Annotated in this window: 24 protein-coding genes; 18 read left to right on the top strand and 6 right to left on the bottom strand. The window is 59.6% G+C overall.

Features of this window, described 5'->3' with window-relative positions:
* Nucleotides 1-13: 13 nt before the first annotated feature.
* The 11 genes from DMP17_RS09165 (at nucleotide 14) to DMP17_RS09115 (ending at nucleotide 13,278) form a co-directional block, all read left to right on the top strand.
* On the top strand, nucleotides 14-1,138 hold the full coding sequence (locus DMP17_RS09165) for a tetratricopeptide repeat protein (RefSeq protein ID WP_337828768.1): 1,125 nt from the start codon (nucleotides 14-16) through the stop codon (nucleotides 1,136-1,138).
* A 109-nt stretch (nucleotides 1,139-1,247) separates the two neighbouring features.
* Nucleotides 1,248-2,453 (top strand): SEL1-like repeat protein, encoded by a 1,206-nt coding sequence (locus DMP17_RS09160; RefSeq protein ID WP_337828767.1) that lies wholly within the window; start codon nucleotides 1,248-1,250, stop codon nucleotides 2,451-2,453.
* A gap of 135 nt (nucleotides 2,454-2,588) precedes the next feature.
* A complete protein-coding gene (locus DMP17_RS09155; RefSeq protein ID WP_337828766.1) occupies nucleotides 2,589-4,898 on the top strand; it encodes a DUF2460 domain-containing protein in 2,310 nt (769 codons plus the stop codon).
* A gap of 3 nt (nucleotides 4,899-4,901) precedes the next feature.
* Nucleotides 4,902-5,738, top strand: a complete 837-nt coding sequence (locus DMP17_RS09150; protein ID WP_337828765.1) for a DUF2163 domain-containing protein — start codon at nucleotides 4,902-4,904, stop codon at nucleotides 5,736-5,738.
* Nucleotides 5,739-5,859: 121 nt separating this feature from the next.
* Entirely contained in the window at nucleotides 5,860-6,246 is a 387-nt protein-coding gene (locus DMP17_RS09145; RefSeq protein ID WP_337828764.1) for an NlpC/P60 family protein, read from the top strand.
* Between the two features lie 138 nt (nucleotides 6,247-6,384).
* Nucleotides 6,385-8,580: a phage tail protein gene (locus DMP17_RS09140; protein ID WP_337828763.1), complete on the top strand. Its 2,196-nt coding sequence runs from the start codon at nucleotides 6,385-6,387 to the stop codon at nucleotides 8,578-8,580.
* A 42-nt stretch (nucleotides 8,581-8,622) separates the two neighbouring features.
* Entirely contained in the window at nucleotides 8,623-9,063 is a 441-nt protein-coding gene (locus tag DMP17_RS09135; protein WP_337828762.1) for a DUF2793 domain-containing protein, read from the top strand.
* Between the two features lie 171 nt (nucleotides 9,064-9,234).
* Nucleotides 9,235-10,350, top strand: coding sequence for an OmpA family protein (locus DMP17_RS09130; protein ID WP_337828761.1), 1,116 nt, complete (start codon nucleotides 9,235-9,237; stop codon nucleotides 10,348-10,350).
* 333 nt (nucleotides 10,351-10,683) lie between these two features.
* The gene (gene ispG, locus DMP17_RS09125) at nucleotides 10,684-11,823 is read left to right on the top strand and encodes a flavodoxin-dependent (E)-4-hydroxy-3-methylbut-2-enyl-diphosphate synthase (protein ID WP_337828760.1); all 1,140 of its coding nucleotides are present in this window, start codon (nucleotides 10,684-10,686) and stop codon (nucleotides 11,821-11,823) included.
* Between the two features lie 50 nt (nucleotides 11,824-11,873).
* Nucleotides 11,874-12,329, top strand: coding sequence for a thioredoxin family protein (locus DMP17_RS09120; protein WP_337828759.1), 456 nt, complete (start codon nucleotides 11,874-11,876; stop codon nucleotides 12,327-12,329).
* A 46-nt stretch (nucleotides 12,330-12,375) separates the two neighbouring features.
* On the top strand, nucleotides 12,376-13,278 hold the full coding sequence (locus tag DMP17_RS09115; RefSeq protein ID WP_337828758.1) for a DMT family transporter: 903 nt from the start codon (nucleotides 12,376-12,378) through the stop codon (nucleotides 13,276-13,278).
* 7 nt (nucleotides 13,279-13,285) lie between these two features.
* Here DMP17_RS09115 and DMP17_RS09110 read toward each other — a convergent pair whose 3' ends face one another.
* Nucleotides 13,286-13,930 carry a S24 family peptidase gene (locus DMP17_RS09110; RefSeq protein ID WP_337828757.1) on the bottom strand — a complete coding sequence of 215 codons (645 nt, stop codon included), beginning with the start codon at nucleotides 13,928-13,930 and terminating at the stop codon, nucleotides 13,286-13,288.
* Nucleotides 13,931-14,062: 132 nt separating this feature from the next.
* Between DMP17_RS09110 and DMP17_RS09105 the strand changes: the two genes are divergently transcribed.
* Nucleotides 14,063-14,647: a hypothetical protein gene (locus DMP17_RS09105; protein ID WP_337828756.1), complete on the top strand. Its 585-nt coding sequence runs from the start codon at nucleotides 14,063-14,065 to the stop codon at nucleotides 14,645-14,647.
* Between the two features lie 51 nt (nucleotides 14,648-14,698).
* Here DMP17_RS09105 and DMP17_RS09100 read toward each other — a convergent pair whose 3' ends face one another.
* Nucleotides 14,699-16,330, bottom strand: coding sequence for a hypothetical protein (locus DMP17_RS09100; protein WP_337828755.1), 1,632 nt, complete (start codon nucleotides 16,328-16,330; stop codon nucleotides 14,699-14,701).
* 5 nt (nucleotides 16,331-16,335) lie between these two features.
* On the bottom strand, nucleotides 16,336-17,562 hold the full coding sequence (locus DMP17_RS09095) for a TIGR04063 family PEP-CTERM/XrtA system glycosyltransferase (RefSeq protein ID WP_337828754.1): 1,227 nt from the start codon (nucleotides 17,560-17,562) through the stop codon (nucleotides 16,336-16,338).
* Between the two features lie 276 nt (nucleotides 17,563-17,838).
* Here DMP17_RS09095 and DMP17_RS09090 point away from each other — a divergent pair, with 276 nt between their 5' ends.
* The 4 genes from DMP17_RS09090 to DMP17_RS09075 all read left to right on the top strand — a co-directional run bounded on the left by DMP17_RS09090 (nucleotide 17,839) and on the right by DMP17_RS09075 (nucleotide 22,287).
* Nucleotides 17,839-19,188: a putative O-glycosylation ligase, exosortase A system-associated gene (locus DMP17_RS09090; RefSeq protein ID WP_337828753.1), complete on the top strand. Its 1,350-nt coding sequence runs from the start codon at nucleotides 17,839-17,841 to the stop codon at nucleotides 19,186-19,188.
* 11 nt (nucleotides 19,189-19,199) lie between these two features.
* A complete protein-coding gene (locus DMP17_RS09085) occupies nucleotides 19,200-20,429 on the top strand; it encodes a mechanosensitive ion channel family protein (RefSeq protein ID WP_337828752.1) in 1,230 nt (409 codons plus the stop codon).
* 195 nt (nucleotides 20,430-20,624) lie between these two features.
* Nucleotides 20,625-21,074, top strand: coding sequence for a MaoC family dehydratase (locus DMP17_RS09080; RefSeq protein WP_443217843.1), 450 nt, complete (start codon nucleotides 20,625-20,627; stop codon nucleotides 21,072-21,074).
* 34 nt (nucleotides 21,075-21,108) lie between these two features.
* Nucleotides 21,109-22,287 (top strand): acetyl-CoA C-acyltransferase, encoded by a 1,179-nt coding sequence (locus tag DMP17_RS09075; RefSeq protein ID WP_337828750.1) that lies wholly within the window; start codon nucleotides 21,109-21,111, stop codon nucleotides 22,285-22,287.
* Nucleotides 22,288-22,377: 90 nt separating this feature from the next.
* On the opposite strand, the gene soxR is transcribed toward DMP17_RS09075, so the two are convergent.
* On the bottom strand, nucleotides 22,378-22,848 hold the full coding sequence (gene soxR / locus DMP17_RS09070; protein ID WP_337828749.1) for a redox-sensitive transcriptional activator SoxR: 471 nt from the start codon (nucleotides 22,846-22,848) through the stop codon (nucleotides 22,378-22,380).
* Nucleotides 22,849-23,029: 181 nt separating this feature from the next.
* On the opposite strand from soxR, the gene DMP17_RS09065 reads away from it, so the two are divergent.
* Complete coding sequence (locus DMP17_RS09065; RefSeq protein WP_337828748.1) at nucleotides 23,030-23,440, top strand: VOC family protein; 411 nt, start codon at nucleotides 23,030-23,032, stop codon at nucleotides 23,438-23,440.
* Nucleotides 23,437-23,886 (top strand): YybH family protein, encoded by a 450-nt coding sequence (locus DMP17_RS09060; RefSeq protein WP_337828747.1) that lies wholly within the window; start codon nucleotides 23,437-23,439, stop codon nucleotides 23,884-23,886. The genes DMP17_RS09065 and DMP17_RS09060 overlap by 4 nt, the downstream gene beginning before the upstream one ends.
* A 135-nt stretch (nucleotides 23,887-24,021) precedes the next feature.
* On the opposite strand, the gene DMP17_RS09055 is transcribed toward DMP17_RS09060, so the two are convergent.
* Nucleotides 24,022-24,990, bottom strand: coding sequence for a dipeptide epimerase (locus DMP17_RS09055; RefSeq protein WP_337828746.1), 969 nt, complete (start codon nucleotides 24,988-24,990; stop codon nucleotides 24,022-24,024).
* Nucleotides 24,991-25,047: 57 nt separating this feature from the next.
* Nucleotides 25,048-26,370 carry a cystathionine gamma-synthase family protein gene (locus DMP17_RS09050; RefSeq protein WP_337828745.1) on the bottom strand — a complete coding sequence of 441 codons (1,323 nt, stop codon included), beginning with the start codon at nucleotides 26,368-26,370 and terminating at the stop codon, nucleotides 25,048-25,050.
* Nucleotides 26,371-26,407 lie beyond the last annotated feature (37 nt).

Here is a 26,407-nt window from a genome sequence, read left to right as displayed (position 1 = left end):
CTATATTTCCAGTATGACGGTTGCGGATAATGCCGTAAAATCGGGAGGATGGATGCGCAAACTATGGTTCGGGGTGATCGGCTATATCTGCGCGGCGCTTGCGTTCATCGCTGGCATCGCGCTGACGGACGCACCCGCTTCGGCGCGCTCGTCAAGCCGGTATAAAGCGGGCGTCACCGCTTTCCAGAAAGCCTATGCGGCCTATGAAGCGGGCGATTATGCCACCGCGCAGCGCGAATATGGGAAGGCGTGCAATTTAGGGCAGGCGGGGGCCTGTTATAATCTGGGCCTCCTCCATGCCAATGGCAAAGGCGTGACCGCCGATTATGCCCAAGCGGCGCGCTATTTTGAACGTGCGTGTGACAAAGATGATGCGATGGCGTGCAATGATCTTGGCGTATTGTATCAAAATGCGCGCGGGGTGAAGCTGGATAAAGCGCGGGCTATTATCCTCTATCGCAAGGCCTGCACGCTGAAACCGGGGCTCGGCTGTGCCAATCTGGGCGATATGTTGAGCGACGGGCTGCCTGAACCCGGCCCGTCAATCGACCCGCGCTGGGTCGAGGTGACGGCGCTGTTCCGCACCGCCTGCGCCGAACATGCCTATGGCTGTATGCGCTATGGCTATAGCCTGCATGAAGGGTTGGGGGTCGAAAAGGATCTTGAGGCGGCGGCCGCCGCCTTTGATACTGCTTGCGAGGATGAACGGTCGTCGGCCTGTTTCAACTTGGGCATCGCTTATGAAAAAGGCGAAGGCGTCGGGCGCGACCTGATACAGGCGGCCCAATATTATGGGCGGGCTTGCGCTATGAATAATGCGGAAGGGTGCAATGCGTTCGGGGGCATGACAGTCACCGGTCGCGGTGTCGCACAAAATGGTTCGGAAGGGGTCGACCTCCTGAAACAAGCCTGTGAGGGCAATGTCGGGCAGGCCTGCGGACGGGTCGGCTTGCTTTTGCTGGCAGGCGATGGCGTGCAGGGTGATCCAGAGGGCGCGCAACGCTTTGCCACCAAAGGCTGTGACCTCAAGGATAATGATAGCTGCGCGCTCCTCCCGCTGCTCGCGGAGGGAGCCAAAGCGCTCTCCGATTATGCCGCACGGTTGAGGGTGATAAGACTGAAAATTTTTGGAGAATAAGATAGGTACTCGAGAAAAGCATCCTTCCATCGCATTGGCATGTAAAGGTGAACAGGATATGCCCAGTGTAACGGTGGCTTGAGGCAAGAGAGTCGTGAGGGGAGAAATTATGCGCTTTGCATGGACAATGATGGTGGCTCTGACAGCATTTCTGGTGTCGCCGACGGCTATGGGTATCGCTGCTGCGCAAAATAGTGCCCAAAATAGCGCTGAGGCCACGCAAACCCCGCAAGAGGCGAGCTTTGAGCGGGGTGTTGCGGCTTTTGACCGCAAGGATTTTGCGACCGCACGCAAAGAATATCTCAGTTCCTGTGACGGGAATTACGTAGATGCTTGCTACAATCTTGGTTATATGAACCATTATGGCATGGGTAGCGCGGTAAATTATGCGGAGGCTTCGCGGCTTTACACGCTCGGATGCGACAGGGATGAAGCACAGTCATGCAACAATCTCGGCGCGCTTTATGAAGCGGGCGACGGCGTAAAGAAAGATGCGGCGCGCGCGGATATTTTATATCGCAAAGCCTGTAGCCTCTCGGATGGTTTGGGATGTTCCAACGCGGCGGATATGCTTGTTGATGCGATTAAAGATAAAACGAGCAAGACGGATCCTACCCGAGTGAAGGCGACTGCCTTGTTCAAAGAAGGGTGCGACAAAGCAAGCCCGACCGCTTGCCTGCGCTATGGTTATGCGCTGCATAATGGTCTTGGAGTCACCCAAGATCGCAACCGCAGCCGCCATTTTTATTTCATAGCCTGTGAAGAAGACCGAGGCGCGGCTTGCTTCAACTTGGGCGATATCTATGAAAATGGAGTGATGGTGCGTGTCGATCTTGCTCGTGCTGCGCGCTATTATGATAAAAGCTGTACGTTTGGCGATATGGAAGGATGTGCCATTGTCGGTAATTTTTACGCGCAAGGCAAGGGCGTCGAGAAAAACGGGCTGATCGCAGCAAGTCGGTTGGACAAAGCCTGTGATGCCGACCAAGCTATAGGTTGTTTCGACCTTGCAGACCTGTATTTACAGGGCGATCTTGTGCAAGAAGACATGGCACGCGCGATGAAATTTTTTCAAAAATCCTGCGATCTCAAAGATGGAGATGGTTGTTTAGGTACAGCCTTGGTGAGCTTGGCGGTCGAAAAAAGCAGACCCGTCGAAAAAGCGAAGGCGCTTCTGGCGCGGGCGCGGTCACTCGATGCAAATGCAGATTCTATGAAAAAGGTTGAAGCGCTGATCACGGCCTTTGAAAAAGATGGCGCGCAGGCTTTGCACGGCTCCAGCATGACCGAACGGGTCTTTTTTCCAGCAAACTGATGTTGTCAGGATAAGCGAATATCAGGCGGGGCGCATAAACGCTCCGCCATTTTTTTAAGCGAGATACCCATGACCCATTTCCTGCATGAGCGGGGAAGCGTTTTTGCTTCGCCTGCGCCTTTTGCGTGCGCGTCTATGAAGCGGTTTGATGCGCGTTATTGGACCGTCGATTTTCCGCGACCGGCGATGGCGGCGCTGACGACGCCGGGGGCGCCGGACACGCGCGGGCGGACCATGCGGGTCGATTGCACTTTTTATAACCGTCAGGAACTGGTCGGGCTGATCTGGGAGGCGGAGGACCGGTGGGACCATCCGCTCTGCGCTTATGAAACTGCGCGCGATTTCCGGGCGTGTCGTTTGTCCTTCCGCTGGCGTTCGGCGGGGATGAAGCCGCTCGATGAACGCCACGGCCCGACGCTCACCATCGAAGGGCGCGATGCCAGCGGGGCGGCCAAGGCCTGGTATGTCCGGCTATGGAATTATGCGAGCGGCACCCCCACCGACGCGCGCATCACGCTCGATTTCGCGGCGCTCACCGGCGGTTATTTATGGCCCGATGAAGCGGACCCTGTGTGGGCGGGCGATATTGACCGCATGTTTATCAGCCTCGTGCCGCCCGATTATGACAAGAGCGAAGGCGTCTTGCCTGCGCCCTTGGAGGCGTGGGCGGAACTCACCGACATTATGTGCAGCGGCGCAGGGTCGGTGTTGCGCATAGGCGATGCGATGCTTCCCGAAACCGGCCTGTCGGTCGCGACCGGCTATGATGATTGCTATCATATGACGCCCGCGCGCGTGGTGCATAATGCGCTGACCTTGGGCTATCGCGGCGACCTCAACCATTATGTCGGGATGAGCCATTATTTCCGGCTCGAAGCCAATAGCGGCGGCTTTTATATCAGCCTTGCGGGCGGCACACTGAACGGGCCGTGCGCCGCATGGCACCGCGATTTTTGCATGCGCGCCAAGGCGGCGGGCTATGGCATCATCTGGTCGCTATCTTACGAGTTGTTTGCGCAGCATTGCTGGAATGACTGGATACAGCGCGCCGCCGACGGATCGCCTGCGCTCACCGGATGGGAACCGCCTTCGGCCTTGCTGTCGCCCGCCAATGCCGGCGCGATGGGCTATTTGCAGTTGGTGGCGCGCGCCTTTGTCGGCTTTGCGGTCGAAGCGGGCTTGGCCCCCAAATTCCAGGTAGGCGAGCCTTGGTGGTGGGTGAGGAGCAATGGCACGCCTTGCCTTTATGACGGCGCGACCAGCGCAGCATTGGGGAGTGCATCGGTGCCGATTGCGGATATGCGCGCTAGTTTGACTGCGCCGCAAAAGGCGATGCTTGACCGTTGCGGGGAGATGCTGGCCGCGTCCACGCTCGCGCTGGCAGCGGCGGCCAAGGATGCCGCAGGCGCGCAAGGCTGCACCACCCATTTGCTCATCTATCTGCCCACCATATTGGACAGCAAAATGCCCGAAGCAAGCCGCGCCAATGTGCCGGTCGGCTGGCATCAGGCGCGGCCCGGCGCGTTCGATATATTGCAACTGGAAGATTATGACTGGGCCGCCGAAGGCTTGACCGTGGCGAGCGCACGCGGGGTTGCGGTCATCGAAGAACGGCTCGGCTATCCGGTGGAGCGGCAACATTATCTGTCCGGCTTTGTGCTGAAGGGCGAGGATGCCGCGCGGCAATGGCCCGCCATTATGGCGGCGGCGCGCACGGCGGCGCGGCGCGGCGTGGCCGCGACCTTCCTGTGGGCGCTCCCGCAAATCTGCCGCGATGGCCTCACCGCTTACCCCCATGCTTTGGAAGAGGAGCAGAATATGCTGCATTTTGACAATGTCCGTTTCCCGATAGCGATTGGCCGCGAAGCCAGCGTGCTGACCGAATTTTCAACCGCTGTGGTCGAAAGCGCGTCGGGCCATGAACAGCGCATGGTCGATTGGTCCAATGCACGGATGCGCTATGATGCGGGGCCGGGCTTGCGATCGGAAGCCGATGTTGCCGCGCTCACCGAATTTTTCCGGGCAAGGCGCGGTGCGGCGAAAAGCTTCCGCTTCCGCGATCCGTTTGACGGCAGCTCGTCGCCGACCGGCGCGCCGGTGACGCCGCTCGATCAGCCTTTGGGGACGGGCGATGGCCTCACCACGCGCTTCGGCCTCTATAAACATTATGGCCCCGGTGCCGAAGCACAGCGCCGCCCGATTACCCGCGCGGTGGTCGATACGGTGTGCGTGGCGGTGAATGGCGTGGAAGTCACCAACTGGTTCCATATGGGGCTGGGCATCATCCAGTTTGACGAAGCGCCGCCCAGAGGCGCGGTGCTGACGGTCGGTTATGAATATGATGTGCCGGTGCGTTTTGCGAGCGACCGGCTGGAGGTCAGCCGCGCAACTTTCCTTGCGGGCGAAATCGCGTCGGTGCCGCTCGTCGAAGTGCGGGAGTTTTAAGCCATGAGCGGTGCAATAGCTGCTTGGCTGACCGCGCCGATTGTGCCGCTTGCCTGGGCGTGGAAAATTGCGCGCAGCGACGGCATGGTGCTGGGTTTTACCAGCCATGACCGCGATCTGGTGCGCGGCGGTATGACCTATGTGGCAACGCCGGGCATTGCCCCTTCCGCGCTGTCGCTGTCGGCCTCGCTCGATGCCGATACGATGGATATAGCGGGCGCGCTCACGGCGGATGCGATTAGCGAGGATGATCTCGATGCAGGGCGCTGGGACGGGGCGGCGGTCACACTCCATATCGTCAATTGGGAGGATGCGGACGAGCCGATGATATTGGTGGCGCAGGGGAGTTTGGGCGCGGTCGAGCGCAAGCGCGGGGCCTTTGCGGCGGAACTGCGCACGCTCGATGCGGGACTGGACGCGCCCGTCGCGCCCGAAACCGCGCCGGGGTGCCGCGCAAGGCTGGGCGATAGCGCCTGCCGCGTCGATCTTGCCCCGCGCACAAGACTGGTGCGGCTGGCGGGTGTCGAGGGGCGCATGGTGACGGTCGAAAGTGCAGGGGATGGTGCAATAAACGGCGCAGCCTTTGCTTATGGACGCTTGCGCTTTGTGACCGGGCCGAACGCAGGGTTGACGGGGTTGATTGTGGCGGGGGCTGGGCAGAGCCTCACGCTCGCCCGCGATCCGGTCTTTCCGGTGGATGCGGGGACGCGCGCGGAAATCATCGAAGGCTGTGACAAACAGCTTGCGACTTGCGCCGCGCGGTTCGGCAATGCCGTCAATTTCCGGGGCGAGCCTTATTTGCCGGGGATGGATTATGTCACGCGCTATCCGGGGGCATGAGGTGTATGATGGGAGTGTAAAGCCGCAAGCACGGGAGTGCGCTGCGCGCACAACCCCTCCGTCTTGCCCTGACGGGCAATCCACCTCCCCATCGCTGCGCGATAGGGAGGAACTATTTGTTATGGCCAGCAATTTTGTTGGTGCACGCTTTCGCTTACATGGGCGCGAAGCCGAAACCGGCCTTGATTGTATAGGCCTCGTCATTGCGGCTTACAGGCAGGCGGGCATAGAGATTGCTCCGACATTTAATGACTATCCCCTGCGTGGGATGAGCTTACCCGATATTATATCGACCTTTACTGCATCCGGTTTGACCTTCCGCCAAGGCGCCCCCCAGACCGGAGACATTGCGGTGATCGCCTGCGGGCATGGCCAATATCATGTCGCCTTGCTTGGCCCTGATAGCCATATCCACGCTCATGCGGGCCTCCGCCGTGTAGTCGAAACCCCCGGTTGGCCGGACGGGGTTGTGGGTGTGTTTCATCTGCCCCTATCTCCTCCCCTGTGAAGGGGAGGTGGCGCGCCCGAAGGGCGCGACGGAGGGGTGATGCCCTCTCGATAGCAAGACACCCCTCCGTCTTGCGCTACCGCGCAATCCACCTCCCCTTCCAGGGGAGGATTTTGCATAACTGAAAGTATTTCTCCCATGGCGACCCTTGTTCTTACGACTGTCGGCACGATTTTTGGCGGCCCTATCGGGGGCATGATCGGTGCGCTGGCGGGGCAATATATTGACCAGAATATCCTGTTCAAACCCAAGACCGTGCACGGCCCGCGCCTCACCGACCTTGCCGTGCAGACATCGAGTTACGGCACACAAATCCCGCGGCTTTACGGGAGGATGCGGGTGGCGGGGACGGTCATCTGGGCGACCCCGCTCAAAGAAAGCCGCAAAAAGCATAAGGCCAAGGGCCAGCCCGATCAGGTGACGTATAGTTATAGTGCCTCCTTTGCGGTCGCCTTGTCGTCGCGGCGGATTGCGGGCGTCGGGCGGATCTGGGCGGACGGAACGCTGATCCGCAGCGGCGGCGGGCGCTTTACGCTCGATACCGGCTTTCGTGTGCATCTTGGCACGCCCGATCAAGCGCCCGACCCACTTATTGCCTCGGCGCAAGGCATAGGCGTGACGCCCGCGCACCGCGACCTTGCCTATGTGGTGTTTGAAGATATGCCGCTCGCCGATTTCGGCAACCGCATCCCCTCGCTCAGTTTTGAACTGATTGCCGATGCGGGCGCGATGGATGGCAGGGCGATCCTCGCCGATCTTTTGCCTGACATGGTGGATAGCAGCACGGGCGGTTTTACCCCCGGCGGCTATGCGGCGAGCGGGTCGAGTGTGCGACAAGCGGTGCAGCCCATCCTTGATGCAAGCGGGCTTGGCCTTAGCGCAGGGCGGCTGACGGGTGAAAGCGCGCCGGTCACATTGCCGTCCGACGCGGCGGCCTCCGCTGATGGCAAGCCTTGGCCCGAAAAGAAGCGCGAGCCTGCCGCGAACCTTCCGGCCACCATGGCGGTGCGCCATTATGACCCCGCGCGCGATTGGCTCATCGGCCTAGAGCGCGCAGGCGTTGCGGGGAGTGCAGGGGGCCGCGAAACCATTATCGACTGCCCGATGGCTTTGGGGCGGCTGGTCGCGCAAAGCCTCGCCGCGCGTTTTGCGGTGCGTGCGCTTGAAGCGCAGGAGAGCCTGACGCTACGCGTGGGGCCGCTCGCCTTTGCGCTTCCGGCAGGCAGTTTGCTGCGCTTTCCCGACCAGAGCGGCTTGTGGCGGGTGCGGCAATGGCAATGGCGCGGCGGGAGCGGTGATCTCACCCTTGTGCGTCATTCAGCGGAGAAAATATGGCCGGTCGATCCGGTGGTGCCGCCGGTCGATGACAGTCCCGGCGCGCTCCATGCGGCTTTGTTCGACCTGCCGCGCTGGGGGAGTGCCGAGCGCCCCGCCGCTGCGCTGCTCGCTTTGGCGCAAGCCAGCGAAAGCGGCGGCGGAGCGGTCGAGGTTGGTATCCGCCTCGCCGGAAGTAGCGAATCGGTTGCGGTCGCCCGCGCCTTTGACGCGCCAGTGCTGGGCTTTGCCGATACTATATTGCCGTCGGGCAGCGCGTGGCTGTTTGATGCGGTCTCGACTGTGACCGTCACGCTCGTCAATCCCGATATGATGCTCGCCCATGCAAGCGATGCGGCGCTCTTTGCCGGAGCCAATGCGGCGATGCTGGGCGGGGAGCTGTTCCAGTTCGGCCGCGCGGACGCGCTCCCGCCGGACGGCGAGGGCAAGCCGCGCTATCGCCTGTCGCGCCTGTTGCGCGGACGTGGCGGCACCGAGGACCGGATGGCGGACCATGCGGCGGGCGACGCCTTTGCCTTGCTCGATGATGGTGCGGGTGATCTCGCGCTCACTCTGCTTCCCGACCGGATCGGTTTGCAGCCGGTAAGCAGCGACACAATTGTGACCTTGCGCCGTCCGGGGAGCGAGGGGCTGGTGGCTTTGTCGCCGCCATCGGTCGGACGCGCGATCAGGCCTTTGGCACCCGTCCATCTTGTGGCTGCCCGCGATAGTGCTGGCCGGATTGCCCTGAACTGGGTCCGTCGCAGCCGCGATGGCTGGTTGTGGGTGGACGGGGTTGATGTGCCGCTGGACGAGCCAACCGAGGCTTACCGCGTTGCGCTCGCGCCCGATGTCGGGGCGACGCAGCTAGTGGAAAGTAATGCGCCGGGCTTCATACTGGATGCGACCCTCATCGCCTCCTTTACCGGTGGCGGCGCCCATTCTTTGTCCGTTTCGGTGCAGCAGGTCGGCCAATATGGCCTGTCGTCCCCTGCATTGATTGCGCTTCCGCTCGTTTAATCCTCATTCGCTTTATCAAGGCCTTTATCAAGGAGAGTCATCATGCCCACCGGTCAATCGCCGCGCTTTGCGCTCCCCCTGCTCGCCGCGGGGCAGGCGCAAAAAGAAACCACTCATAATGAAGCCCTCAGCCTGCTCGATCTCCTCACCCATCCGGTGGTCGAAAGCGCAGAGCTGACTGCGCCGCCTGCAACGCCGCAAGCGGGACAAATGTGGCTGGTTCCGGATGCGCCCACGGGTGTCTGGAGCGGTCAGGCCGGCCGACTCGCAGCGATGACGGAAGGCGGCTGGCGCTATATGGATCCGTTCGAAGGGCTGATTCTATGGGACAAGGCGCGCGCAAAAATATATCGCTTCCATGAAGGCGACTGGATTGTGCCGAATAATATAACTGAACCAGTCGGCGGCACGGTGATTGACACCGAAGCGCGCGCAACCATCGCGAATATTGCGGCTTTGCTTGTAAAATGGGGTCTGGCCTGATTGCAACGAAACTGAAATAGTTGATGGTGAATATACTGAAAAGTCCCGCTTTCGTTGAAAAAACTGCGACATTTTGGCAACAGATAAGAAAAACTCTAGTTGCGTGGAAACTTTCTCCGGTTTAGGAGGTTCAGGCAGAGTTTCGTGTCTCTATTGAAAGGGGAATATAAAATGAGGAAGTTAGCCATTGCTATGGCGCTCGCCTCTACTGCTATCGCGTCGCCCGCACTTGCGCGCAACGATGCATGGTATGTAGGCGTTGATGGCGGCGTTATGCTTGTTGAAGATATGGATCTCGACATCACGGCAGGTACCACCAAGTACAAAGATGCAGTTAGCATTGACCACGACAAGGGCTTTGATGCCGGCGGCGTGATCGGTTACGACTTTGGTGCGTTCCGTCTGGAAGCCGAAGCTTCGTATCGTGAAGCTGGCCACAAGAGCACCGTTGCCGGAGCTCCCGGTGTTGGCGCGCCGCTTCCGGGTACCGGAAGCTTCCCGTCGAACAGCGAAACGACCGCTTTGTCGTTCATGGTCAACGGTTTGCTCGACTTTGGTGACGACGAAGGCCTTCAGGGTTCTGTCGGTGGTGGTGCGGGTATCGCCCGCGTCATGGTTCATGACACCATCGCTGCTCCGAGCTGGCTCAAGGATTCGGACACCGGTTTCGCATGGCAGGCTATTGCCGAAATCCGTGCACCGCTTTCGGATAACTGGGACGTTGGTCTGAAGTATCGCTTCTTCAACGCACCGGGCGTTGACCTCGTTGACCGCTTCGGTCGCGACGTTGAAACAAAGATGCGTTCGCACTCGCTGATGGGTTCGCTGCGCTATAACTTCGGTGCGCCGGTTGAAGCTCCGCCGCCGCCGCCGCCGGCCGTAGAACCGCCGCCGCCGCCGCCGCCGCCGCCGCCGCCGCCGGTTGAAGTTGTTTGCCAGCCGGGACCGTATATCGTGTTCTTCGACTGGGATAAGTCGGACATCACGTCGGAAGCTGCTGCAACCCTCGACAACGCCATCAGCGCCTATAACGCTGGTTGCTCGGGTACCACGATCATGCTCGCTGGTAACGCCGACCGTTCGGGTAACGCACGCTACAACGTCGGCCTGTCGCAACGTCGTAACGACTCGGTGCAGTCGTACATGACCTCGCGCGGCATTCCGGGCAGCGTGTTCAGCGCACAAGCGTTCGGTGAAAGCCGTCCGCGCGTTGAAACCCCCGATGGCGTTCGCAACGACCAAAACCGTAACGTGCAGATCACCTACGGTCCGGGTTCGGGCATGTAAGATTTGCGCTTGGTCCCTTTATCGGGGCCGGACGGAAACAGGATTTGGGCGGTGTCGAAAGGCACCGCCCTTTTTCTTTGTCTGCAATCCGGCGATATTCATGCGCGGTGGAAAGGCTAAATTCGGCAAGCTTTGGTGCGTGTGGCAGGATGGGCAATAGCTCTGGTCATTAGCCTAGGCTTTCGTTGCGCGTTTGGTTCGCTTTATCCGGCCGCGCCGTGCCGACCGCGCCGCGCCGACCGATTGGCGCAGTTCGTCCGCTTTGTGCCTGAACCCCCTCCGTGCATCCTTTCTCCTTTTGCACTGCAGCGCAAAGCAGGGTAAAGCGCACCCATGTCTTCCATCCGTCCCTGGCGCGATATTATGCGCCGTCAAAGCCGCCAGATCATGGTTGGTAATGTCCCCGTTGGCGGCGGTGCGCCGATTACGGTGCAGACCATGACCAACACCCCCACATCCGACGCCAAAGCGACGATCGACCAGATTCGCCGCTGCGAAGAAGCGGGTGCGGATATGATCCGCGTGTCCTGCCCCGACGTCGAATCGACTGCTGCTATGGGCGAGATCGTCCGCGCGGCGGCTATCCCGATCATTGCGGACATCCATTTCCACTATAAGCGCGCGCTTGAAGCCGCCGATGCAGGTGCGGCCTGTTTGCGCATCAATCCCGGCAATATCGGCTCGTCCGAACGGGTTGCCGAAGTGGTGCGCGCGGCCAAAGCCAATGGCTGCGCAATCCGTATCGGTGTCAATGCGGGCAGTCTCGAAAAAGACTTGCTCGAAAAATATGGCGAGCCATGCCCCGAAGCTCTGGTCGAATCCGCGCTCGACCATATCAAGCTTTTGCAGGACCATGATTTCCACGACTATAAAGTCGCGGTCAAAGCCAGCGATGTGTTCTTGGCGGTCGCCGCCTATATGCAGCTTGCGGACGCGGTCGATTGCCCGCTGCATCTTGGCATTACCGAAGCGGGCGGGATGATTGCGGGCACCGTCAAATCCTCGATCGGCATCGGCAATCTTCTATGGGCGGGCATTGGCGATACATTGCGCGTGTCGCTGTCCGCCGAGCCTGAACAGGAAGTGCGGGTCGGTTTCGACATATTGAAAACTTTGGGCCTGCGCACGCGCGGTGTCCGCGTCGTGTCCTGCCCAAGCTGCGCACGCCAAGGCTTTGACGTTATCCGCACGGTCGAAAAACTGGAGGAAGCTCTCCAGCATATCCGTGTCCCCATGTCGCTTTCGGTGCTGGGCTGCGTCGTCAACGGCCCCGGTGAAGCACGCGAAACCGATATTGGCATCACCGGCGGCGGCAATGGCAAGCATATGGTCTATCTGTCCGGCCTCACCGACCACCATGTCGAAGATGCCGATATGATCGCGCACATCGTCAAGCTGGTCGAAGCCAAGGCTGCCGAAATCGAATCCGGCCAATCGGTGAGCATGGATACACTTCACGGCAAGGCGGCGTGACAGGGATGCGGGCAGAGATTTTGCTGGCGGTTTTGGCATTATCATTGCCCGTGGCTGGCACCGCACAAGCGGAGCCGGTTATCGCCGACCAACAAGCCCGGGCAAAATGGCGCTATCTTGATGGTGCAGAAGCCGAACAAATGGTGTCGGCAGCCCAAGAGGAGGCCGCCGCCTTGGGCCGTAATGTCGCGATTATTTTCGGCACAGAACGCTGCCCCGACACGCGCGCTTTATTGCAATGGCTTGACCAGCTGGAAATTGCGCAGGCTTTGAACCCTTCCTTTGACTTCATCTTGGTCGAAAGCGGTCCGGCGAGGGACCGCAACCTCGCGCTCGCCCGCAAATTCGGCGTTACGCGCATTGAAGGCACGCCCACACTTCTCATCCTGTCGGGCCGCGACGGTGCGTTGCTGAATAGAAAAACGATGTCCAAATTGCGCACCGCTGCGCGCCAGACTTCGGCGCAGCGCATGGATTATTTCCGCAAATACCGGCCCGTGCGTTAAGCGCGACTTGCCCGGACAAGTGGGCGCTGCAATAGAAGCATGCGTCATGCCCGTATCGCGATCCCCCATCTTCTTGCCTTTCCTCGCAGCCTGCCTTGGCATCGCGCTGTTTTCGGTGATGGACGGGTTTATGAAGGGGCTGTCGATTGCGTTCGGGGCCTATAATGCGATGCTGTGGCGCACAGTGACGGGGAGCGGGATCGGCATTGCGGCTTTTGCGGTCCGGCGAGGGAAGTGGCCTGCGCCGAGGGTGCTGCGCCTCCACATCTGGCGCGGTTTTGTCGTGATGGTGATGGCGCTTTGCTTCTTTTGGGGAATAGCGCGGGTGCCGCTTGCCGAAGGTATTGCCCTATCCTTTATCGCACCGTTGGTAGCGCTCTACCTTGCGGCGGTATTGCTGAAGGAGCGCATCGGCGGCGCGGCGATTATCGCCTCGATGCTGGGTCTGTGCGGCGTAGGCATCATTCTTCTCGGCAAGCTGGGCGGCACCTATGCGCCCGATGCGCCTTATGGGGTTGCGGCAATCCTCATGTCCGCGCTTTTTTACGCCTATAATCTCATCCTCCAGCGCCAGCAGGCGTTGATCGCGGGGCCGACCGAAATTGCGTTGTTCCAGAATTTGACGATAGCCGGGATGCTGCTTTTGGCCGCGCCCTGGTTTGCGGTTCTGCCAACCAATGCGCAATGGCCCGCCGTACTGGCCTCCGCCTCGCTCGCCTTCGCATCGCAAATGTTGCTGAGCTGGGCCTATGCGCGCGCCGAAGCCCAAAGGCTGCTGGTGGTCGAATATACCGCCTTCATCTGGGCGGCGATTGTCGGCTATATCGCGTTTGACGAAGCCTTGACGCCCGCCATCCTTGCCGGAGCCGCGCTCATCGTTGCAGGATGCCTGATCGTCGCGCGCATCCGCCCGCGTCTCGCCGCACCGGTCAGCGAAGCGGCGGTCTGAGGGGCGCTCAGCCGATCTGCCGCCCGGTCCAGATCACCCGCCCGATAAGCATCACCTCGCCCAGCGGCAAATGGCCGGGGCTTGGAAATTCCTTATTGTCGCTGGTGACAAGGATATGATCGGTCCGGTCGGATTTCTGCACGCGCTTGACGATCAATTCATCGCCGTGGCGCAGGACATAAATTCCCTCACGCCGCGCTTCGAAATGGTCGGCTTCATTGACAAGAATATGGTCGCCATCGGCGAGCATCGGGGCCATCGAATTACCCATCACATCAATGATCGACAAGCGGTTAGGGTCGGCTCCCAGCTTGCGCAGCCATTGGCGGTTGAAGGTCAGACTGCCGCGCTCATAATCCATATCCGCCAGCGCACCCGCGCCTGCTGACGCGCCCACATCGCGCCGCCGCACATAGACAATATTATCGTTCGCACCCGCATGGCGTTCGGGTCCGCCCAACCGGCTTTCCGGCACATTGAGATAGGCGGCCAGCTTGGCGCGGTCCTCCTCGTCAAGCTTTTTGGGGCTGCCGCGTTTGATATATTGCTGGATATAGGCCGCGTTGCGCCCGAGCATCTTGGACAGCGAAACATAATCTTCGCCGCGTTCCTGGATGATGGCGTCCAGCGCCTCTCTTGGGTTCTGTTCCATGGATAGGATATATAGCAGGAAATTTCCTCTTGCCAAGTAGGAAAATTCCTGTGATAGGATATTTCCTCAATCGGGAACAACCACCGAGTCGCTTCCCGTCCAGCACAAGACGGCAATAAGGAGACCGCGCCCATGACTGCACCGCTTATCTGGCATATCGAAAAATTCCTGCGCGTGACGGGGATGCGTCCTTCCAATTTCGGGCGCGAGGCGGCGAAGGATCCGCGGCTGGTGTTCGATTTGCGGCAAGGGCGCGAGCCGGGCGCGCGGCTCGCGACACGGGTGCAAGACTATATGGAAGAGCGTGGCACCGATCCGGTTATCAAGCCCGAACGCCCCGCTTATATTCCGCGCCGTCCGCGCCGGACCAGCTATGTGCGCCCGTCATCGCCTGCGCGCGCGGATGCGGCCAAAGCGTTGCGGCCTGTGCTGGTTGCACTGCTGGGCGGCGAGGCCGAAATGCTCGCCCATCGCGAACGGCCTTGGGCGAGCGCGACCTTTACCGGTGCGCGCCATTATTGGACGTTTGCGGTAACGGGGGAGCAGCATAGGGCATGGGCGCAGCGGTTGGAAGCTAGCTTGCCCGAACAGGAATTTACCCTGCGCGGGCATTTGGTGGCGGATGCGCTTGTCACCGATTATCGCGCCGAAACGCTTGAGGATGGCCGTGACGCCACCATCATCACGCTCGAAATATTGACGCTCGAAGAGGATTGAGGCGGAGAGATCGGGGCAGAAGGATTTAGGCAGGGACTGCGCGCGGGGAAATTAGCCCGCGCGGCGGTTCATGCGTTCGAGCGTGCTTAACGCCGCGCGCAATGCCTCATCCACTTCGGCTTCCTTGTCCGCCAGATTGGCGAGCGGGTCGATGGCCGCAAAGGGATTGGCCGACGGTGCGGGTGCAGGCTGCGGTGTGGGCGTTTCTGCGCCAGTCATGGGCGCGAGAGGTGCCGCAGTAACGGGGGGCAGAACCTCTTGTTTCACCACAGGTGCAGGCGCGGCGGCTTGCAGTTCGGCCTTGCGGACGGCCTCAGCGCGCTGGGCTTCGCGGCGTGTTGCGCGGCGGGCCATACCGGCTTCAAGCCGGGCCATCAGCATATCGACCGACTCGCTGCCGATTTCGGTTTTAGCGAGTTCGGTTTCGAGCCATTGCGCCTGCGTTGCTTCCGGCATGGCTGCTTGCGGTATGGCTGCAACAGGGGCGGCGGGCATGTCCGGTTCGACCGGTTCGGGCGCGGGAGCGGCTTCCGCAAATACCGGCATTTCGGGCGCGGGCATTTCAGGCACCGGCGTGTCAGCAACCGGATTCAAAATGAACGGACGCGCATCAACAACAGGCTCCGGCGCAAAAGCGGCAGGCTCTGCATAAATTTCCGACGCGGGCATGATCTGCGGTTCGGGTTGGGGTTCAACCTGTAGCTCCAGCGGCTCGGCCGCTAAGGAAGCCGCTTCAAGCTGGTCTTCCAGTTCGCGTTCGCGCGCCTCTTCGGCTTGCGATTCCATATATTGGTCGAACGCACTCGGATCATCCCAATCGGCAGTTCCGGCACTGCCCGGCGCGTGGGTGAAGGAAGGCTGATCGCCGTTCTCCGCCGCAGGTTCGGTTGCCGACAAAACCGGTTCGGCAACCGGTTCTTCAACCGCTTCGGGCCCCGCGACACGTGCCGCATGGCTTTCCGCCGCCAAACGCGCGGCCTGACCGCTAAGGTCACATTTTTCCTCATACGCCCAGCTCGGATATTTGGCAGACGGCGTGCTGCCGAAGGGCGTCGGCGCAGGCGTTGCCGATGCGGGCATGTCGATTACCGGTTCGACGCTATCCAGAGTCTTGCCTGGCAGTTCGGCGTCCGCGAACAGCGGGCGACGCGCGGGCGCATCGGGGTGGAAATCGCGCCGCCGCAGGTTCGGCATATTTTCCAGATCAATCTCCTCCTCTTCTTCCACCTTTTTACGGCGGAAACGGTCGAGGAAAGAGGCTTTGGACACGGCGGTTTTTTCTTCGTCAGCGACGTCTGCGGTAGCCGCAACGGGAGCAGCGACAGGCGCCGCACTTTCCGCACTGGCAGGGGCGATCACCAGCGCGGCCAATGTATCGCTCTGGCCCATGCCGCGACGGCGACGCCGTTTCTTGGGCGTCGTCAATCCCGAAAATTTCCAAGCGAGCAAAGCGGTAAGACCGGCTGCAAGTGCCGCCGCAGCGATGGCGACGAGCAAGCGTGCGGTGCCGCCCAGCGGCGGCTGTGCTGCGGGCAATATGGTATCAAGCCGCGTCTGCCACACCATCGCTTCCAGCACGGATTGCGGCATGATCATGAACGCGCCCAAGGCCATAACACCGGCCAACCCTGCGGCAACGGGTATCAGGGGAAGTGTGCGACCGTTTATTGCCACCTTACTCATCCGCTCTAAGCTCCAACATATTCGATTCGTTTCGAATCATGTAGCAAGCTTTGGTAAACAGGTTCGTAACGCACGATATTGGCGGACCAATTGCGTTCCCGTTCTACATAAGCGCGCGCCACGGCTTTTCGTTCCGCCCAGCGGCTACGTTCCGCCAGCAAGGCCGCCAATGCATCGGCTATACCCGAAGGATTATCGGCGGGAAAGAGCGTGCCGGTGACACCATCGTCGATCAGCTCGCGGTGCCCGCCAACATCGGAGGCCGCGACCAAGCGTTGCTGGGCCATCGCTTCCAAAGGTTTAAGCGGCGTCACAAGATCGGTAAGACGCATTTTCTTGCGCGGATAAGCCAGAATGTCGATGAGGCTGTAATAGCGTTCGACCTCCTGATGCGGCACGCGCCCGACAAACAGGATATGGTCGGCGACCGGCGATTGTTGTGCAGCGGTGCGCAAGGCTTCTTCCATCGGCCCGCCCCCGACGAGCAGCAATTTTGCGCGCGGATTGCGCGCGACAAGCGCGGGCATGGCGGCGATCAGATCATCGAGCCCCTCATAATCATAAAGGCTGCCGATATAGCCGATGACATCGGCATCATCGAGGCCAAGCTGCGCCCCCAGCACATCATCGCGCGGCGGCGGATCCCCGAACAGGTTCAAATCCACGCCATTGGGCGACACGATAATCTTGTCCGCCGGGACACCGCGTTTGACAAGGTCGCTGCGCAAGCCTTCGCAGATGACAGCGACCGCATCGGCCTTGCGCACCGCATAGGTTTCGAGCACACGGGTCGCGCGATATTTGAGCGAGCCTTCGCGGCCCGTCCCATTGCCGACCGCCGCATCTTCCCAAAAAGCACGAATTTCATAGATGAGCGGCAGCCCGAGCTTTTTGTTCGCGCGCAAGGCCGCAAGCGCGGTCAGCACCGGCGAATGGGCGTGGAGGAGGTCGGGTTTAAACTCTGCTGCGACTGCCTCGACGGACGCGGCGAGTGCCTTCACCTCGGCTATTTCGCGTAACGGCGCGCGTCCGTCGGCAATGGCGGGGGTGCGGTAAAAGGTGAGGCCGTCGACCGTTTCGACCGCAGGTCCTGCAAGCGGATGGCGCACGCTGGTCACGCCCGCAACCGCCCACCCCTTCGCCGCTTGCGCTTTCATCAGCGCGCGCGTGCGGAAGGTATAGCCGCTATGCGCGGGCAGGCTGTGGTCCAATATATGAAGTATCCGGGTCATGCTTGCCTCATAACCGCCAAAGGATTAACGCGCCGTCAACCCAAATACGCTACATGCTCGCTCATATCGTAACGGTTTAACACTGGCTCAACCGCAAATGCCAAGGGTATAAAGCAAATATGGTCGATAATTTATCCATAGCGGTCAGCCATATATTGTTAGTGTTCATGCTGTGGCGCCTGTATCACAGCCCGAATCTCGACCATGACACAGGCGATGTGAAACGCGGTTTCCGGAAATATAGAAGCGATCCCATCGGAAAGAAATCCGACTCCGATGCGTGACCTTGCGTTTGCCCTCTTTCTGCTGGTCTTTATTGGCATTGGTTTGCGCAGGCCCTTTTTGCTGGTTCTCGCATATTGCTATGTCGATATAGTTGCACCCCAGCGTTTATCCTATTTTCTGGTCAATTCGCTGCCGATTTCGCTGATCGTATTCGGTCTGGCGGTCGGGGCGTGGCTGTTTATAGACGAAAAAAAGGATGTCCGCTTTTCGATGCGGCAATTCCTGTTGGTGCTGCTGTTGATATATTGCGGTTTGACGACGCAAAGCGCCGATTTTCCGATAGAAGCCGCCGCCAAATGGTCGTGGGTATGGAAAGCCTTGTTGTGGGGCATTTTCCTTCCGCTCACCTTGCGGACGAAATTGCGTATCGAAGCCCTTGCGCTGACCATGATCCTGTGCGCGTCCTCGATTATCATTACCGGGGGCATCAAAACTTTGGCGGGCGGCGGCGGCTATGGTGCCATGCAGCTTTTGGTCAATGACAATAGCGGGCTGTATGAAGGCAGTATCATTTCCTGTGTCGCCATCGCCATCATTCCGATCATCCTGTATCTGGCAAAATATGGCACTATTTTTGCGCCGGATTGGCGGGTCAAACTCTTCGCTTATGCCTTATGCTTTGCCTGTCTGCTGATTCCCATAGGAACCCAGGCGCGCACCGGATTGGTATGTATTGCCGCACTCGCCATTTTGATGTTGCGTTTTACCAACCATCGTTTCGCTTATGTCGCCATCGCGTGCGGGGCGTTGCTGGTTGCGATTCCCTTCCTGCCGTCCAGCTTTACCGACCGCATGTCCACCATCAAGGAATATAAGGCCGACGAGTCCGCCTCTACCCGTGTCGCTGTTTGGAAATGGACGTGGGATTATGCGAAAGAGCATCCGTTTGGCGGGGGCTTTGATGCCTTTCGCGGTAATGTCATCCGCTATGACCGCGCGTCTACAAAGGACGAGGGTTCGGGATCGCAAGAGGTTAATGACAAATCGCGCGCTTATCATAGCAGCTATTTTGAAATGCTGGGAGAACAGGGTTATCCCGGCTTCATGATATGGTTTTTGCTGCACATATCCGGTCTGGTTCAGATGGAAATATTGCACCGCAAATATAAACGGACCACGCGCGAGGATATGATGTGGGTGTCCCCGCTCGCAGTATCCTTGCAAAACGCGCAGATCATCTATCTCGTCGGATGCCTGTTTGTCGGTATCGCCTTCCAACCCTTTGTTTATATGATTATCGCGCTGCAAATCGGGTTCTGGACCTATATGCGGCGGCGCGAGCACGAGGAAAACTGGCGGTCCATCGCAGACCGGCTAGTCAGTAAACCGAAAATTGTCTAAGTGCGCGCGCCATGAGTGCGACAAAAACATCTTCTGCAGCCGGTGCGGCCGAACCCTTGATCCAACCCAAGGTCGATTTCATCCCTGATGCCGTCCAGCGCCTGCCGCTGGAAAAGCAGCTCCAATTTTATTGGGACTTATCCGTCAGTTGGGTCGAAAGCCATACGCTGTCGATCCTGATTGCCACGGTCATCGGTGTCCTCATCTATCTCGGCCTCAATGCGCTGAAGGGCCTCGCGTCGCGGCGGGCGGACAAGCATGAGGATGAAGCGAGCCTTGCCTATATCGCGTTGAAGGCACTTGCGCGCACCAGCCAGTTTTTCATCATCATGGTGCCGTTGAAATTATTGTCGCGCTATGCGGGAACGCCCGCAATGGTGGATGCGACGATCAACTTCCTGTTCACCGTTGCCGCCGTGTTCCAGGTGGCAATTTGGGCGCGCGAGATTGTGCTGGGCTTCATCCGCCGCCGCACCTTGACCGGCGAGCCGGGCGACCATGAAACGCTGAACAATGCGATGGGCCTCATCAAGATGCTCATCACCTTTGTCCTGTTCGGGATTGCCTCGATCATGGTGCTGGACAATCTGGGCGTCAACGTCACCGGCCTGATAGCGGGTTTGGGGATCGGCGGTATCGCCATCGGTTTGGCCGCGCAGGGCATTTTCTCCGACCTTTTTGCCGCATTGTCGATCATCTTCGACAAGCCGTTCCGCAAGGGCGATACGGTCCAATATGACCAGACCACCGCGACCGTCGAAAAAATTGGCCTCAAATCGACGCGCCTGCGCGCGGTGACGGGTGAACAGAAAATCATTTCGAACACCAATTTGCTCGGCAAGGAAATCACCAACCTGACGCGCCTCTATCGCCGCCGCGTCACCTTCCTGTTCGGCATCATCTATGAAACCGCATCCGACAAAGCGCACAAAGTGCCCGAAATTTGTAAGAAGCTGGTCGAGGATGCGGGCCATGAACTGGTGCGCTGCAACTTCATCAATTTCGGCGCGAGCGCGCTTGAATATGAACTTTTGTTCGACGTGATGAGCGATGACCTTAATTATGTGGCATCGGAGAAAAGCCGGTTGGGGCTGTTGCTGTGGCAAGCCTTTGCCAAGGAAGGGTTGAGCTTCGCTTACCCGACCCAGACCAGCTACACCGCCGCGCCCGATGGCAAGCTTGTCCTGCCCTATGCGGTGCGCAAAGCCGATCCGGCCAAGGACGCGCCGCCCACAAGCTGAACGCCCTTCACGAATCAGCGCGCGGGCCTTTGCAAAAACCCGCCTGATTCGCCCGGCGGGGCGCATATGCCGTTACGGTATCCTTGGCTCGACAATTTGCGCTTGTTTACGTAAACGTAAAGTGGCAAATTGAGGGGGATAAGGGCGCTATCCAAGGCGCCCGTCGCTATGCTCAGCTAAGGGAAGGATATGCGCATGACGCCGCAGGACATGACCGCCAAGATCGGTGAAAATCTTGGCACTTCGGATTGGGTCACGGTTGATCAGGAGATGATCAACAAATTTGCCGACGCGACCGGCGACCACCAGTTCATCCACGTCAATGAAGATATGGCCAAGATGACGCCCTTTGGCGGCACCATTGCGCATGGCTTCCTGACGCTGTCGCTCTTCCCGATGCTCGCGGAAAAAGCCAATCTGCCGCACCCCGATGGCGTCAAAATGGGCATCAACTATGGCGGCAACAAGGTGCGTTTCTTAACGCCGGTGCGTTCCGGCAAGCGGGTGCGCGGCCATTTCAAGCTGCTCGATTTTGCGGAAAAGCGCCCCGGCCAGTTCCAGCAGACCATCGAATATACGCTCGAAATCGAAGGCGAAGACAAGCCCGCCTTGATCGCCGAATGGATCAGCCAGATTTTCGTTTGAACCCGTCCCTTTTTACCGGAAAGAGAATTTCATCATGCGTGATGCAGTAATTGTTTCGACCGCCCGCACGCCGATTGGCCGTGCATTCCGTGGCGCTTTCAACATGACGCCGGGCGCGACGCTTGGCAGCTATGCGATCAAGGCCGCTGTCGAGCGCGCCGGGATTGACGGCGCGGAAGTCAATGATGTGGTGTGGGGCGCGGCGCTCCAGCAGGGCGCTCAGGCCCCCAACATCGCCCGCCTTGCGGCGCTGCGTGCAGGTTTGCCTGTGACCGTTTCGGGCATGTCGATTGATCGCCAGTGCGCGTCGGGCCTCATGGCGATTGCGACCGCCTCCAAGCAAGTCATCACCGACCGCATGGACGTCGTCGTTGCCGGTGGTCAGGAATCGATTAGCCTTGTGCAGACCGCCGAAATGCGCGTCATGCCCGACCCGCAACTGATCGCGATGCACAATGCCATCTATATGCCGATGCTCCAGACCGCCGAAGTGGTCGCCGAACGCTATGGCATTTCGCGCGATGCACAGGATGAATATGCGCTCCAGTCGCAACAGCGCACGGCCGCCGCGCAAGCTGCTGGCAAGTTTGACGACGAAATCATCGAAGTGTCGACGGTGATGGGCGTCAAGAATAAGGAAACGGGCGAAGTGTCGCAAACCGACATCACGCTCAAAAAGGATGAAGGCAACCGCGCCGATACGACGCTGGAAGGCCTGCAATCGCTTCAGCCGGTCATGGGACCGGACAAGAATATCACGGCGGGCAATGCCTCGCAGCTTTCCGATGGTTCGTCGGCCGTGGTCGTGATGGAAGCCGAAACCGCCGCGAAGAAGGGTCTCACCCCGTTGGGCCGCTATGTCGGCATGGCGGTCGCGGGCACCGAGCCTGACGAAATGGGTATCGGTCCTGTCTTCGCCATTCCGAAATTGCTTGAACGCTTCAACCTTAAGATGGACGATATTGGTCTGTGGGAATTGAACGAAGCTTTTGCCGTGCAGGTTCTTTATTGCCGCGACAAGCTGGGCATCCCCAATGACCTGCTCAACGTTAATGGCGGGGCTATCTCGATCGGCCATCCTTATGGCATGTCGGGCGCCCGCATGACCGGCCACGCGCTCATCGAAGGCAAGCGCCGCGGCGCGAAATATGTTGTCGTGACGATGTGCATCGGCGGCGGCATGGGCGCAGCCGGACTGTTCGAAGTGCTGTAAGCACTGCCACTATTCTTCAAAAAGGGCCGCGCCGTCTCACCGATGGCGCGGCCCTTTTTTTGTGCCTTTTTTCCGTCCGCGCTTCGCCGTCTATCCCGGCACGTCCATATCGGTGGCCATGTCGCTGACAAGATAGCGCGGGCCCGCCCCCAGCGCGGCGGCGCGATCCTCCTTATTATATAATTGGCACCGCGCCAGCGACAGGCATCCGCAGCCGATACATTGGTCAAGCCGTTCGCGCGTGCGCACCAGCATAGCGATTTGCGCATCAAGCCGCGCGCGGATGGCGGTGCTGATCCGGTGCCAATCCTGCGCCGACGGGGTGCGGCCATGCGGGAGTTTTGCCAGCTCCGCGCCTATTTCGGCAATGCTCAACCCCATTTGCTGCGCGATCAGGATGAAGGACACGCGGCGGATGTCCGCGCGAAAATAGCGCCGTTGCCCGCCATTGCTGCGCCAAGGTTCGAGCAAACCCTTCGCTTCATAGAAACGCAGGGCGGATACCGATGTGCCGGTGCGTGTTGCGACCTCGCCAATCGTCAGAAGGTCACTCGCTTTCATGTCCCGTCCTGTTTCATGCTAAGCCCTGTCCATTTTTATCTTGACCTCAACTTAGGTTGAACTTTTATGAACACAAGCGTCGCTTCGCATAATGCGGTAAACCGGCGCAATGTCATGGGGAAAAGGCGAATGGTTAGCGTCGCTTCCGTCCCATCCTGCGCGCCGTCACAGGAGAAACAAGATGACGCAAGCCTATCTGGAACATGCCAATATTACCGTGCGCGACCCCGAGCGCGCGGCTGAAATGCTAACCGCCTTGTTTGGCTGGAAAGAACGCTGGCGCGGTCCTGCCAAAAATAAGGGCTTTACGATCCATGTCGGCAGCGACAGCCATTATATTGCGTTTTACACAAGCGCGGGCGGTATCCATAAAGAGGTGGATTTTGCGCCCGGAACGGCGCTTAATCATTTGGCTTTCGTCGTTGATGACCTTGACGAAACGGAACGCCGCGTGATTGATTTCGGCCTCCAGCCTTTCAATCATGGGGATTATGCGCCGGGCCGCCGCTTCTATTTTCTCGATGAAAACGCCATTGAATATGAAATTGTGAGTTATGCTGCTCCAGGTGATGCAGGGCAGAAAATGCCATGAGCGCCGAACATGACGATAGCAATTTCGACCAAAGCGATGTCGATGCGATCAACGCCTTGTTACGTCGTACGGGCGAATTTTTCACCCAAGGCGATATGGAAAGCTGGTCCGGCCTTTTTGCGGAAAAGGCGGATTTTATCAGTTGGGGCGGGCTGTGGTGGACGTCGCGCGCGGCGATCCATCAAGGCCATGACGCGATAGACACGGCGATTGCCGCGCAATTACCGGCCTACCGCTTCGAACCGCTTAAATGGGAGGCGCTTGCGCCCACCGTCGCCCTCGCACACGGGCGATGGGATTGGCCGGATTTCCGCGAAGGTGATGCGCCGGCTGAGGACAGGGCAGGCCTGTTAACGCTGACCTTGCTTAGAATCGCGGGCATCTGGAAAATCCGTGCGGCGCAAAACAGCCGGACGGCTGTGGGGGTGAGGCAATTGCCAACATAATCGCACGGCCGGCGCTATTTTTTACCAAGGCATGTCTCCGGCCCATGACACCACCATAGACTCGAGTGCCGCGCATCGCTGTACGCTCGCCGATCTATATATAGGGTGGCTGAACGGCTGCGGCGAATGGGCCGGTCAGGGCGAGATGGTTCCTTTTTCGAAGATAAACCCGCCCGGGCGGTCCTGTTTCAGAAGGGCTGGTCCATCCAAATCCACCCACCGTGCTTTTTGCGCCAGCGCGAAAGCAGGGCGGATGCCGAGCGAGGTGGAGAGCATACAGCCGACCATGATGTCGAGCCCGCGCGCCTGTGCTTGTTCGGCAAGCAATAAGGCGGCGGTAAGCCCGCCTGTCTTGTCGAGCTTGATATTGATGGCTTGAAACGCACCGTCGATGTGGTCGAGATCGTCAAGCGTCTGGATGCTTTCATCCGCGCAAAAAGGCACGGGCGAGCGGACGCCGCGTAGCAAATGTTCTTTCCCCACCGACACCGGCTGTTCGATCATTTCTACGCCGAGCGCCGCAAGCGCGCCAGCGGCTTCCCCTATGTCGATAGCGTCCCAGCTTTCATTGGCATCGACAATGAAGCGCGCATCCGGCGCGCCCTTACGCACCGCGCGGACCCGTTCGAGGTCGCCTTCCCCCGACAATTTCATCTTGAGCAGGCGATAGCCGTTCGCGGCCGCCTTGCGCGCGGCACCTTCCATTGCGTCCGGCGCGTCGAGCGAAATGGTGATGGCGGTCACCAGCGGCTTGGGTTCGGGCAATCCGGCAAGCTGCCACAAGGGCTGCCCTGTCTGCTTGACCTCCAAATCCCATAACGCACAATCGAGCGCATTGCGCCCCGCGCCTGCCTTCATGCTGGTCAGCAAATTGTCGCGCGATACGGGCGTGTCCCCGGCCATGCGCGCGCGGATAGCCTCGGCGCACAGCTCCGCCGTTTCCCCCTCATAATAAATCGGCGTGCCTTCGCCCGAACCGACATGCACGCCATCGCTCACCGCGCACGTGACCACATCCACAAAAGTCTTGGCCCCACGCGCTATGGTGAAATGCCCGTCTACATCAAACCGTTCAACACGCACATTTTGGAGAGTGATAGTCATGCGCGGGTCATAAGCGAAAGCCCCGCCTCTTTCCAGAGACAGGGCTTTCCCGATTCATCACACCGCGTCCAGGGCCGCAGCGAAATCGGCGATCAGATCGTCGGCATCTTCGACCCCGATGGAGATGCGGACCAGATTGTCGGTGATGCCAAGTGCCTGTTTGCGCTCGTCGGGGACCGACAGGTGGGTCATGGCGGCGGGCGCGGATGCGAGCGTTTCTGTGCCGCCTAACGATACGGCGAGTTTGGCGATTTTGAGCGCATCGAGGAAGGCGAAGGCCTCTTTCTCCCCGCCCTTAAGATAGAGCGAGAAGGTCGAGCCTGCGCCGGTGCAGTGGCGCGCATAAATATCGGCCTGCCGTTTATCGTCGCCATCGGCAAGGAAGCCGAGATAGCCGACCTTTTCCACCTTGGGATGGCCGCGTAAAAATTCGCATACTTTGACGGCATTTTCGCCCGCGCGGCTCATGCGCAGTTCCAGTGTTTCAAGGCTGCGGAGCAACATCCAGGCGGTGTTGGGATCGCAGATGGTGCCGATGGTGTTGCGCATCAGACGGATGGTATTGATATGCTCCTTGGAGCCAAGCACGCCGCCCGCGACCAGATCGCTATGCCCGCCGACATATTTGGTGAGGCTATAAACGACCAGATCCGCGCCTTGCTTGAGCGGCTGCGCCCAGAGGGGGCCAAGGAAAGTATTGTCGATGGCGATGGGCGGCTTAGCGTCGGCATCGGCAAAGATCGCATCGCGGCTTGCGGCGACCGCCTCCACATCGACCAGCGCATTGGTCGGGTTGGCGGGGCTTTCCAGATAGATGAGTGCGACATTGCCGGAGGACGCTGCCTTGCCCAGCACCGCGTCGATTTCCTCGCGGGTCGCGCCAGCCGGAAAATCGACCCAATTCACGCCGAACTTGCCCAAAATGCGCGCAATCAGCGTTTCGGTTGCGGCATAAAGCGGGCCGGAATGGACGATGGTATCGCCGGGTTTCACCATCGCGAGGAACAGAGTCGCAATCGCCGACATGCCGCTGGAAAAAGCGAGCGCATCTTCGGCCTCTTCCCATACGCCCAGCCGGTCTTCCAAAATCTCCTGATTGGGACCGTTGAAGCGCGAATAGACCAGACCGTCCGCGCCGCCGGGGCGCTTTCCGGTTACGCCTTCAAAATGGCGCTTGCCTGCGGCGGCATTGGGGAAAACGAAGGTGGAGGTCAGGAAAATCGGCGGTTTCAGCGACCCTTCGGACAGCATCGGATCAAAGCCGTGGCCCATCATCAGGGTCGACGCCTTTAATTTGCGCCCGCCAATTTCGTCCACTTGCGGCTTGGGGGAGATACGCGCTTCCACGCGAGGCGTGCCTTCGGTCGGCTTTTTGGCCATGAGCGATGTCCTTCAAATCAGATTACGATTGAAACCA

The sequence above is a fragment of the Pseudonocardia sp. TMWB2A genome (assembly GCF_017312135.1).
The sequence above is the reverse complement of the archived record's forward strand: the minus strand, read 5'-3'. Positions and strand labels throughout refer to the sequence as shown.